We start from the raw sequence: 11510 nt of genomic DNA, 5'->3' as shown, positions 1-11510 counted from the left end.
ACCCGCGACCTCCGGCGTGACAGGCCGGCACTCTAACCGACTGAGCTACACCCGCGCATTGATGGCTTCGTCCATGAAGCCTAACGGATAAAGGTGCCGGATCGACAACCAATGAAGGTTGCCGCTAACCTGAAAATGGCGCGAGTGACGGGGCTCGAACCCGCGACCTCCGGCGTGACAGGCCGGCACTCTAACCGACTGAGCTACACCCGCACTTCATTTCAAGCGATCCGGATGCCTTGGCATCCTTCAAATCGGCCTTGCCGTTTGATGAGCGGCTAACTAAGGGGTTCGCCTGAGGGTGTCAAGCAGGTTTGAATACAAAACGATGACACCAAGTAAATTGTTTTGGCACGCTCGGCATGAGGCTTCCGAAAAGCCTGCGAATACCGCTCTCCAAGCCAACGCAGACTCTCTCTGGTTTGGGACCAGAGGGTCTTGGATAGCAGCGACAGGCCCTCCCCATACTTTTCCACAGAAGCACACGGCCCGTTCTACAGGCCATCGACGCTCGCCCTCGCTAAAAAATCAAAAATTCTTCACAAACACTCTTGCGGTTTTCCCGCGATCCGCATAGATCACGGCCACCGACGCGGCGGGCAGCAATGCTCGATTTCGCGATGGGCGATTAGCTCAGTTGGTAGAGCGCCTCGTTTACACCGAGGATGTCGGGAGTTCGAGTCTCTCATCGCCCACCATTTCCTTCCTCAAGACCACATTGTGAAGCCCCGCCGCCAAGGCATGGTTGGCATGGACTCCGCTCCCCTCGCTGTTTATTGCTTCTGTCATGGCGTCGCCGGCGAGACGCGCCAAACCACGTTGCCGACGTCATCGGCGACAAGCAGGGCTCCCTTGATATCGATCGCCACGCCGACGGGCCGACCGAGCGCCTTATCATCGGCGCCGATGAAGCCGGTCAGGATGTCACGCGGCGGGCCAGATGGCTTTCCATCCGTAAACGGGACGAAGATCACCTTGTAGCCGCTACGCGGGTTGCGGTTCCATGAACCATGCTGGCCGACAAAAGCGCCCCCGACATAATCAATGCTGAAAAGATTGCTGGTGTTGAAGGTCAATCCAAGCGAAGCCGTATGTGCGCCAAGCGCGTAATCCGGCACGATGGCCTTCGCCACCATCTCCGGATTTTGAGGATCGACGCGCTTGTCGATGTGCTGCCCGTAGTAACTGTAGGGCCAGCCATAGAAGCCGCCGTCCTTAATCGCGGTCATGTAATCGGGCACGAGATCACTACCCAATTCGTCCCGTTCGTTGACCGCAACCCAGAGTGCGTTTGACCGCGGCTGCCATGCCAATCCATTGGGATTGCGAAGGCCGGTGGCATAGGGTCTGACCTTGCGGGTCGCCAGATCGATTTCGACGATCGCGGCGCGGCCTTGCTCAGCCTCGAGGCCATTTTCGCCGACATTGCTGTTCGAGCCGACCGTCGCGTAGAGCTTGGTCCCATCGGGGCTTGCAATAACGTCCTTGGTCCAATGTTGGTTGATTGGGCCGGCCGGCAGATCTGCAATCTTTTCGCCCGGCGCGCTGATCTCCGTATCGCCGTCCTTATAAGGAAAGGCCATGACCGCATCCGTATTGGCCACATAGAGCACGCCATTGGACAGCGTCATGCCGAAAGGTGAATTCAGATCCTTCAGCAAGGTTGTGCGCATCTCGGCGACGCCGTCGCTATCGGCGTCTCTCAACAGCGTGATTCGGTTGGCGCTTGGCGTTGCGGCGCCGGCCCACTGCATTATCAAACCTGCCATCCAATCGCGCAGGCTGAAACCGGCATTGCCGATCTTTGCCGGCCTGTTCGTTTCAGCCACCAGCACATCCCCATTTGGAAGGACAAGCAGCCAGCGCGGGTGATCAAGATCCTTCGCGAAAGCCTGGACCTTCAATCCTGCTGCCACCTTCGGCGTCACTCCTTCCGGCCACCTCGAGGCTTCGGCGACATTCACGGTTGGTATCAGTGTGCGCTTGGGCTCAGGCAAGATCGGTGACGGACCATATCCCAGCTCGATCGGAACGGTGGCCGATTCGCGTTCGAAGAAGAAAATCCATCCTCCCGCCAGGACGAGGGCGATCAAGAGCGCAGCGATTGCCTTCTTCATGGACCTTCCCCTACTGCATGTTCCTTAATCGAAGCCGATTACCCATGAAAAACATACAGTAATTCAAAGGACTACAGCGACCTTTTTACGTCTGAATGAGGCACGGCGCTGTAGGAGACGATCCCTAACGCCAGAGACAGCAATAGGTTTCCGTTCTTTCCCGATTGTGGCTTCGCGGCCCTATCCACCTGTACGCGTGATCCGTAACCGGACACCTTCGGAGAGTTGTCATGCCGCATACATAGCTGTAGTATTCCCTCACGGCTCTCCATAAGAGTCGCTGATACAGCAAAGCATGCGAGTTGGCCCGCCTCAATATAATAGGGCTGCGCGTTTTTCTGGTGATCTTCTTCTGGTCGGACAGAAGAATCTCTTCGTTTTCGAGACTCATATTTAAAGCAGTTTATTCTCATCGGGGACTGGGGAGCAACGTATCCATCAATCTGTTTGAGGATCGATCGGATATATTTGGAGGAGAGAAATGAGAAGACGCACAGTAACGACTATTCTTGCCGCGGGCCTTGCCCTATCCGCCTGCCAATCCGGTCCAACATCCCAGACAGTTGCGGATCGAAACGCCGAGTTCGGCTGTATTGCCGGAACAGTAGGTGGGGCAATTGTCGGCGGATTGGTCGGCAGTACGATTGGCGCAGGAACGGGGCAGTTAGCAGCCATAGGCGTCGGCATTGGTGGCGGCGGGTTCCTGGGCAACCGTCTGGCCTGCAGATAATTTGAAGAGGGATGTGGATAATGAAAAAGCTGACTTTGACCGCAGTCTTCGTACTGTGCCAGTGCGCTATAGCCGCTGCGCAACAGCAGCCCACCCAGCAACAACCCGCACAACAATCGACGTCGATGTATGAAGGTCAGATGAGCCGGCTCGACACCAACTCCAATGGCGCAGTCGACCGTTCGGAATACCAGGCCTTCATGAACACCGCCTTTGCCACCCTTGATAAGAACAAGGATGGAAACCTGCAAAAAGACGAGGCGAGCCAAGTTTTAACCCCGGCACAATTTGCCGCAACGGACTCCAACGGCAATGGACGCATCAGCCGGGACGAATTCATGACGCGGGTCATGGCCGATTTTGCTGCAGCCGATCGCAGCAAAGACGGCAATCTTCAGTAACGAACTCCGTCACATTTCAGGGAACATGCCCCTCCACAGGGCATGTTCCAGCTGCAATCGATTGCGCCTGGCCCACTCAGGCCCAGCGGGCCGTCTGTGGTGCGAAGACCGGCGACCAGCCCATCGTCGACTTTGCCTTGGTAACATCCACCTGCAGGGAGCCGAACAATTGTTTCGACATGTTCTTCTTTCCCGCTACCGAGAGTGCCATTCGCAAAGCGGATTCGGGAAAGGGATAAAGTCGCGCGGCACGGCCGACGTCGCGGGCGATATAGCGGATAATGTCAGGCGTCGACAGGTCTACGCCGTCAGCGGCCAGGAACAATTCACCCGCCGCCTTGGGATGGACAAGACACAGGAACAAAAGTTCGGCCAGATTATCCACCGAAATCAGGCTTCTTCTGTTGCGAACCGTGGCGAAAGGCAAGGGCAATCCGCGACGGATCATGTTCGTCAGACTTGCGAGATTTCCGAGAGCCCCCGGTCCATAGACCAGCGTCGGGCGGACGATCACAAGCTCCATGGCTGTGGATGCGACGAGCTCGGTCAGTCTCAGTTCGGCCTCGTATTTCGATATCGCATAGGGAGAATGGGGGGCTGTCGCACTTGCTTCGGTCAAAGCGCTTCCATTCGTTTCTGCGCCATTGACATGTATCGAACTCACAAAGACGAAACGACGCACACCGCTTCGCGCCGCCTGCTCAGCAAGAGCAAGCGTCCCCTCTACATTCGCCCGGCGAAACTCAGAAAGCGCGTCACCCGCCTGTTCCCGCAGAACATGCACACGTGCGGCTGAGTGGACGACGGCGTCGACACCGCTCAGAAGCGGGTGCCAGTCTGCGGAGGCGGACAGTTCCGGACTTTGGACAAATGTAGCCCCGGCCGCAGGTGGCTGCCGCTCCGGCTGGCGAGAACTGGCGATCACATCCATGCCGCCCTTGCGGATCATGAGGGGCACAAGCGAGCGCCCCACGAAACCTGTTGCGCCTGTTACAAGAACCCGCATCATCTTCCTGTAGTCAACCGTTCTCTGTCGAAGGGTGGTGCGGCATCTCGGCGTTCACGGTCGCCCGCCATATTGCTCGTCCGTAACATGCTCCATCCAATCCGCCGCCTTGCCATCCAGCGCCTCATGTATGGCGATGTGGCTCATGGCGGTTTCGGGGCTGGCGCCATGCCAATGTTTTTCGCCGGGGGCGAACCAAACAACGTCGCCAGCGAATACCTCACGCGGTTCGCCACCCCATGTCTGAACAAGGCCCTTGCCGGAGGTAATTATAAGCGTCTGACCGAGAGGATGGCTATGCCAGGCAGTACGCGCGCCGGGCTCGAAGGTGACGCTGACAGCTCTTACGCGGGCCGGATCCGGCGCTTCCATCAGCGGGTCCTGACGCACCATGCCGGTGAAATATTCCGCCGGAGCCTTTACGGAAGGGCGTGATCCGCTGGACTTGATCTCCATGATGTCCTCTCATGCCGGCAGCATCCCGGCTTTTTTGCGACGTGCAGACTATCCGTCGGCTGCGGCAAAGGGAAGAGATGAACTATTCCAGATGGACTTCTGCCCTATCTTCCCTCCGGCATGCTTGCCCGGCCGCGGGCCTGCTGCTACTGCCGGGACCTTTCATCACGAACGGAGGATTTCATGAAACACCATGCTTTCGGGCGGATGCCCTTTACGGTCACCAATGTCGGCTTCGGCGCCTGGCAGATCGGCGGCTCCTGGGGCGATGTCAGTGAGGACGACGGACGTGCCGCGCTCAATGCCGCTCTCGATGCCGGCATGACCTTCATCGACACCGCGGACGTTTATGGGGACGGCCGCTCGGAAAAGATCATCGCCGATGTGCTGAAGAGCCGCGGTGGTGAACGTCCCATGGTTGCCACCAAAGCCGGCCGCCGCCTTAACCCGCATGTGGCCGACGGCTACAACAAGGCCAATCTCGAAGGCTTCATCGACCGCAGTCTGAAGAATCTCGCGGTCGACAGCCTCGATCTCGTTCAACTCCACTGCCCGCCAACTGCCGTGTTCTACCGTCCGGAAGTCTTTGCGGGCCTCGATGAACTGCAAAAGGCTGGCAAGATCAAAGCTTATGGCGTCAGCGTCGCAACGGTCGAAGAGGCTTTAAAGGCAATCGAATATCCGGGCGTCGTCAGTATCCAGATCATCTACAACATCTTCCGCCAGCGTCCCGCAGATCTGTTCTTTCAGGAAGCGCGGCGCAAAAATGTTGCGGTCATCGCCCGCGTTCCGCTGGCAAGCGGATTGCTATCCGGCAAGATCAGCCGTGACACCAAATTCGCAAGCGACGACCATCGCAATTTCAATCGTCAGGGCGAAGCCTTTGATGTCGGCGAGACCTTTGCAGGGGTTCCCTTCGAGGTCGGATTGCAGGCCGTTGAAGAGGTGCGCAAGCTCGTTCCAGCCGGCGCGACAATGGCGGCCTTTGCGCTCCGCTGGATCCTGATGAGCGATGCCGTCACAGTCGTTATTCCCGGCGCACGCAATGCCGAACAGGCCAGGGCCAATGCGGCGGCTGCGGATCTCGCTCCGCTTTCAAACGACATCATGGCGGCCACACGCGAAATCTATGCTCGCCTCATTGCGCCGCATGTGCATCAGCGCTGGTAATTTCAAAGCCTGTCGCGTGAATCGCGTTTCACGCGACAGGCTTTGGACTATTGCTTGATGCATGTCGTTGCCCCAAAACCGCTCTACACTTTTGCGCGACATGCATTAAGAAAAATGGCCGGGCTTTGACCCGGCCATTTATTTCGGTGAGAGCTAAAGCTCAGTTCGTGCCGACCAGATCGACCGAGAAGAACAGCGTTTCGCCCGAGCTGTCGCTGACACCGTCGTTGTCGGTTACAGCATAGGCCTTGCCGGATGCATCGAAGGTGAAGCCTTCGAGCTTGTCGAGGACGTAGCCGTTAGCGGTCTTGAGATCGCCGACGAAGTCATACGCTTCCACCTTCTTGACGACCGGCAGCTCGCCGCCGAGCTTGGCCGGCTTGAGATCGGCGATAGCGACCTTGTAGAGTTTCTTCAGCTTGGCCGCATCGCCGACCAGGTTGTCACGCTCGATGATATAGACGCTGTCGCCATAGGCGGAGATTTCAGAAAGGCCGACCCAGCCGTTCTCGGACTTGTCGAGCGAATAGCGCACGGCACCCCATTCCTTGCTCTTGGGATTGTAGGAGACCAGCTTGACGAGCCCTTTGCCATCATCCTTCCACTCGCGCTGGACTGCCATCCAGAGCGTCGCATCGTCACCGGAGCCGATAACGGTCACGCCTTCGAAGCCGTAGCGGATTTCATTGTCTATGAGTTCCTTCGGCAGGGCGATCTCCTCCTTGATTTCGCCCTTCGCATTGACGTGGTAGAGCGCATGCGGCAGCAGCTTTTCACTATTGCCTTCAGAAGCGAGCCAGAAGCCACCCTTTCCATCGACGGCAATGCCCTCGATATCAAGCTTCTGGGCGGGCTGACCGTCGCGCGTGACGGTCAGGGCTTCAGTGATGACAGCCGGCTTCTTCGTCGCATCGATCGTATAGATCCTCGGCTGGCCACCGAGCACGGAGTCATTGACGGCGTAGAGCTGTCCGGCTTTTTCCGGAACGGCGGCAAGGCCCGAAAGCGCGGCGAAGCCGATCGGGTTGCCATCTTTCTTAGCCGCGACGATTTGCGGATAGGCTTTCTCGCCTTCGGCGCGCTGATAGATCATCACATGCGAGCGCGGGCCGCCGTCTTTCCCTAAATCGGTCTCATTGGCGGTCGCCAGAAGATTGCGTGATGGGATGGCAACGGCGCCTTCCGGGCCGATGCCGGAGGGCAGGAGCTGCGTGAGCTCCGGCTCGGCGCCCGTGTCCTTGTAGACGCCGACAACCGATGCACGCTCGGACAGTAGGAAGAAATACTGCTGCCCGTCGAAGGTTGCCGCTTCCAGACCTTCCGGCTCGACGCCCTTGGAAGAGGAGCGACCTTCCGGATAGTGGCCGATCTCGGCGACTGCGCGCTCGAAGGAAGCGCCGGATTCGTAAAGGACCTTGCCGGTCTTGTCGAAGATCGTAAAGCCGCGCGAACCGCCCTTGTAGTCGCCTTCATTGGCGACAACCAAGCGGTTGTCATCCAGCCACTTCACGGCATCAGGCTCGCGCAGCACGCCTTTGAGCTCGCCGGTGAACTGAAGCGCACCATTCCGCTTCGTATCGACGCCCGAGAGATCGGCGCTGCCTGCAGAGAAATGTGTCTTCACCGTGCCAGTCGTGCCGTCGATGATGACTATTTCATTGTTCTCCTGCAGGGTGAGCGCAATTTCGTTCTGACCGTTGAAAGCAACGAATTCGGGCTCCGGGTCTTCCGGGGCGATCCCGGCAAGGCCGGTCAGCGTCACATGCTTGATCGTACCGCAATCGACCGTGCCACCCTTGACGGCGATGGTGACAAGGTCACCGGCCGGCATCTGGGGGATCTTGCCGTCATCAATGTCCTCATCACGCTCGTTCTCAATGGCGATGGCAGCGAGCGTCTTGTCCTTGTTGAGAGCAATCGAATCCGGCTGACCGCCGAGGTCGCAGGTCACGTCGATCTTCTTCGACGCAATGTCCACGATCGCAAGACGCCCGGACGGCTTCTGCTTGCTTTCCGACGTATTGACCGCGACAAGCGCCTTGCCTCCTGCCGTCGTGACTGAAGTCGGCTCGCCGCCCATCATCAAGGCACCACCGGCCTTGGGCGCCTTGGGATCGGTGATGTCGATAAAGCCGATCGCACCGAGCGGGCTGTCGCTGTAGATCAGCGTCATCCCATCTTCGGTGGCCGTGATGATCTCGGCAGATGTCGGCGACTTGCCCTTGTCAGCCGGCAGATTCTGCGCGACCGGAAAAGACGCTACACGATTGAAAACCGATTCGGCTGCGGCCGGAAAGGCTGCAGACGCGAACAAAGCGGCAGTGAGCGCCGCTTTCTTGACAGAAACGGTCATTGAAAATCCCCCTGTTTCAGAAACCAATGCCGGACGGTTTTGCGGCAGAGGCGTGACAGCCAGATGACAAAACCGGAGGTTTTACACCGGGCAGACGCGCACCGATGCAGGCGGCGGGCGGATCGCTGACAGAGGAATCAAATGGGGGTCCGAGCAGGCTCGGACCCCCATGCCCTGAGCCACCGGGCGAAAGGCTCCCGGTGGGCGGGTGAAAACAGGATCAGCCGTTGCAGGCGTCCTTGAGGCCCTTGCCGGGCGTGAACTTCGGTACGTTGCGAGCCGGGATATCGACTTCGGCGCCCGTGGACGGGTTGCGGCCTTTCGTTGCGGCGCGATGAGAAACGGTGAAGCTTCCAAAGCCTGCGAGGCGAACATCGCCGCCGCTCTTCAGTTCGCCCTGCACGGTATCGAAGAGAGCGTCCACAGCGGAAGCTGCATCGGCCTTCGTGAGCCCGGCCTTCTCAGCCACTGCGGACACGAGTTCATTCTTGTTCATGTTTCCACCCCTTTCTACTTGGTATGAAACGAATGTTATAAGCTGGGTGAGAATATGTAAGCTCAGACCCGCCGCAACCCAGAAGCCCTGCAAATCAAGGAAAAGCAAGCGTCCGAGTTCACTTTTTCACAAAAAAGGCCGACGTTTCCGCCGGCCTCTTCACAGTTTGTGTCTTTTTCGCACGAAGGCATGGAGAAAAGCCTGGGACCGGGTGATTCCAGGCCGAATCGGCCTGAAATCTGAATCCGTCTCCAGATCAAAAAGTGAGAGCGGATTCGCCTTAAAAACCGCTCACACTTTTCGGCATTCCGCTCTAGTGCGCGAATGTCGAACCCGTTTCCTCGGCGCCTTCGACCGTCGCGATAACGGGCGTTTCAACTGTGCCGTCCCATTCGATCGGCTCCGGTTTGCGGGTCAGTGCGTGCTTGATCACCTCACCCATACGGGAGACAGGGACGATCTCCATGTTGTTTTTCACGTTGTCCGGAATCTCCGCCAGATCCTTGGCGTTTTCTTCCGGGATCAGCACCTTCTTGATGCCGCCGCGAAGCGCTGCGAGCAGCTTCTCCTTAAGACCTCCGATCGGCAGCACCCGGCCGCGGAGCGTGATCTCTCCGGTCATGGCGACATCCTTGGAAACCGGGATGCCGGTCATGATCGAGACGATCGCGGTCGCCATGGCGACACCGGCCGACGGACCATCCTTCGGCGTGGCGCCTTCCGGCACGTGCACGTGGATGTCGCTCTTATCGAAGAGCGGCGGCTCGATGCCGAAATCGACAGCGCGCGAGCGGACATAGGATGCCGCAGCGGAGATCGACTCCTTCATGACGTCCTTCAGGTTACCGGTGACCGTCATGCGGCCCTTGCCCGGCATCATTACGCCTTCGATCGTCAGAAGCTCGCCACCGACTTCCGTCCATGCCAGACCGGTGACGACACCGACCTGATCGTCGCGTTCGGCTTCACCGTGACGGAACCGCGGAACACCCAGGTAATCGTGGATGTTTTCCGCCGTAACGGCCACAGACTTGGTCTTGCCCTTGATGATCTCGGTCACTGCCTTGCGCGCAAGCTTCATCAGCTCGCGCTCGAAGCTACGAACGCCGGCTTCGCGGGTATACTGCTGGATGACCGCCATCAGTGCGTCATCGCTGACCGAAAACTCGTTCGGCTGCAGCGCATGCTCCTTGATGGCCTTCGGCAGCAGGTGCCGCTTGGCGATCTCGCGCTTTTCATCCTCGGTATAGCCGGCGATGCGGATGATCTCCATACGGTCCATCAAAGGCGCAGGGATGTTCAGCGTATTCGCCGTGGTGATGAACATCACGTCGGACAGGTCGTATTCGACTTCCAGGTAATGATCCATGAAGGTCGAGTTCTGAGCCGGATCCAGCACTTCCAAAAGCGCGGAAGACGGATCGCCGCGGAAGTCCATCCCCATCTTGTCGATCTCGTCGAGCAGGAAGAGCGGATTAGACTTCTTTGCCTTCTTCATCGACTGGATGACCTTGCCAGGCATCGAACCGATATAGGTGCGGCGGTGACCGCGGATTTCGGCCTCGTCGCGAACGCCACCGAGAGCCATGCGGACATACTCGCGGCCGGTCGCCTTGGCGATCGACTGGGCAAGCGAGGTCTTACCGACGCCCGGAGGACCTACGAGGCAGAGGATCGGGCCCTTCAGCTTCGTCGAGCGGGCCTGAACGGCCAGATATTCGACAATGCGCTCCTTGACCTTATCCAGGCCAAAGTGGTCAGCCTCGAGGATCTTCTCGGCATTGTTGAGGTCGCTCTTGATCTTTGACCGCTTGCCCCAGGGAATGCCGAGCAGCCAGTCGAGATAGTTGCGCACAACCGTCGCTTCCGCAGACATCGGGCTCATCTGGCGCAGCTTCTTCAGCTCCGCCTCGGCCTTTTCGCGGGCTTCCTTGGACAACTTGGTCTTGGAGATGCGCTCTTCCAGTTCGGCCATCTCGTCGCGGCCTTCCTCGCCGTCGCCGAGCTCCTTCTGAATCGCCTTCATCTGTTCATTGAGGTAGTACTCGCGCTGGGTCTTCTCCATCTGGCGCTTGACGCGCGAGCGGATGCGCTTTTCAACCTGAAGAACCGAAATCTCGCCTTCCATGAAGCCGAGGGCCTTTTCGAGGCGCTGCTTGACGCTGGTGGTTTCCAGCATCTCCTGCTTTTCAGTGATCTTGATCGACAGGTGCGAAGCCACGGTATCGGCGAGCTTTGAATAATCGTCGATCTGGCTGGCGGCACCAACCACTTCCGGGGAAATCTTCTTGTTGAGTTTTACGTAGCTTTCAAATTCCGAAACCACGGAACGGCTGAGCGCTTCGAGCTCCACCGGATCATCGTCCGGTTCATCGAGCACGTGACCGAGGGCCTCGTAAAAGTCCTCACGGCTCGTATAGGCATCGATTTCGGCGCGCGAGCGGCCTTCGACCAAAACCTTCACGGTGCCGTCCGGCAGCTTCAAGAGCTGCAGCACGTTGGCCACGGTTCCGACCTTATGGATTGCGGAAGGTTCGGGATCGTCATCGCTGGCGTTGATCTGGGTAACAAGCATGATCTGCTTGTCCGAACCCATCACTTCTTCAAGCGCACGGATCGACTTTTCCCGTCCAACGAACAAAGGCACGATCATGTGGGGGAAAACCACGATGTCGCGCAACGGCAGAACCGGATAGGCGATACTGTTCGCTGCAGACGATTTCTTCGACATATCATTTCCTTTCCATCGGCCCGTTCCCGGGCTCTTTTCCCGGCCTCTTG

9 protein-coding genes and 2 tRNA genes are annotated in these 11510 nt (G+C 58.4%); 4 read left to right on the top strand and 7 right to left on the bottom strand.

Annotation, left to right across the window (positions count from 1 at the left end; genetic code table 11):
• Nucleotides 1-136 precede the first annotated feature (136 nt).
• Nucleotides 137-213, bottom strand: a tRNA-Asp gene (locus AAE029_RS17605).
• Nucleotides 214-622: 409 nt separating this feature from the next.
• On the opposite strand from AAE029_RS17605, the gene AAE029_RS17600 reads away from it, so the two are divergent.
• Nucleotides 623-698: transfer RNA gene (locus AAE029_RS17600), tRNA-Val, on the top strand.
• Between the two features lie 87 nt (nucleotides 699-785).
• Here AAE029_RS17600 and AAE029_RS17595 read toward each other — a convergent pair.
• Nucleotides 786-2117 (bottom strand): sorbosone dehydrogenase family protein, encoded by a 1332-nt coding sequence (locus AAE029_RS17595; RefSeq protein WP_371074152.1) that lies wholly within the window; start codon nucleotides 2115-2117, stop codon nucleotides 786-788.
• 481 nt (nucleotides 2118-2598) lie between these two features.
• Between AAE029_RS17595 and AAE029_RS17590 the strand changes: the two genes are divergently transcribed.
• Both AAE029_RS17590 and AAE029_RS17585 read left to right on the top strand, forming a co-directional pair.
• Complete coding sequence (locus tag AAE029_RS17590) at nucleotides 2599-2847, top strand: hypothetical protein (protein ID WP_371074151.1); 249 nt, start codon at nucleotides 2599-2601, stop codon at nucleotides 2845-2847.
• A 20-nt stretch (nucleotides 2848-2867) separates the two neighbouring features.
• Nucleotides 2868-3248: an EF-hand domain-containing protein gene (locus tag AAE029_RS17585; protein ID WP_371074150.1), complete on the top strand. Its 381-nt coding sequence runs from the start codon at nucleotides 2868-2870 to the stop codon at nucleotides 3246-3248.
• A gap of 76 nt (nucleotides 3249-3324) precedes the next feature.
• Here the strand turns inward: AAE029_RS17585 and AAE029_RS17580 are convergent, their stop codons facing one another.
• Both AAE029_RS17580 and AAE029_RS17575 read right to left on the bottom strand, forming a co-directional pair.
• Nucleotides 3325-4257, bottom strand: a complete 933-nt coding sequence (locus AAE029_RS17580; RefSeq protein WP_371074149.1) for an NAD-dependent epimerase/dehydratase family protein — start codon at nucleotides 4255-4257, stop codon at nucleotides 3325-3327.
• Nucleotides 4258-4308: 51 nt separating this feature from the next.
• Nucleotides 4309-4710, bottom strand: a complete 402-nt coding sequence (locus tag AAE029_RS17575; RefSeq protein ID WP_371074148.1) for a cupin domain-containing protein — start codon at nucleotides 4708-4710, stop codon at nucleotides 4309-4311.
• Nucleotides 4711-4893: 183 nt separating this feature from the next.
• On the opposite strand from AAE029_RS17575, the gene AAE029_RS17570 reads away from it, so the two are divergent.
• Nucleotides 4894-5880 (top strand): aldo/keto reductase, encoded by a 987-nt coding sequence (locus tag AAE029_RS17570; protein ID WP_371074147.1) that lies wholly within the window; start codon nucleotides 4894-4896, stop codon nucleotides 5878-5880.
• A gap of 160 nt (nucleotides 5881-6040) precedes the next feature.
• Here the strand turns inward: AAE029_RS17570 and AAE029_RS17565 are convergent, their stop codons facing one another.
• The 3 genes from AAE029_RS17565 to lon all read right to left on the bottom strand — a co-directional run bounded on the left by AAE029_RS17565 (nucleotide 6041) and on the right by lon (nucleotide 11460).
• The gene (locus AAE029_RS17565; protein ID WP_371074146.1) at nucleotides 6041-8233 is read right to left on the bottom strand and encodes an esterase-like activity of phytase family protein; all 2193 of its coding nucleotides are present in this window, start codon (nucleotides 8231-8233) and stop codon (nucleotides 6041-6043) included.
• A gap of 220 nt (nucleotides 8234-8453) precedes the next feature.
• Nucleotides 8454-8729, bottom strand: coding sequence for a DNA-binding protein HupB (hupB, locus tag AAE029_RS17560; RefSeq protein ID WP_371074145.1), 276 nt, complete (start codon nucleotides 8727-8729; stop codon nucleotides 8454-8456).
• 313 nt (nucleotides 8730-9042) lie between these two features.
• Nucleotides 9043-11460 carry an endopeptidase La gene (lon, locus tag AAE029_RS17555; protein ID WP_371074144.1) on the bottom strand — a complete coding sequence of 806 codons (2418 nt, stop codon included), beginning with the start codon at nucleotides 11458-11460 and terminating at the stop codon, nucleotides 9043-9045.
• Nucleotides 11461-11510 lie beyond the last annotated feature (50 nt).

It is taken from the genome of Sinorhizobium sp. CB7, from assembly GCF_041357635.1.
GTDB lineage: Bacteria > Pseudomonadota > Alphaproteobacteria > Rhizobiales > Rhizobiaceae > Rhizobium.
This window is presented reverse-complemented; position numbering and strand designations above follow the sequence as displayed.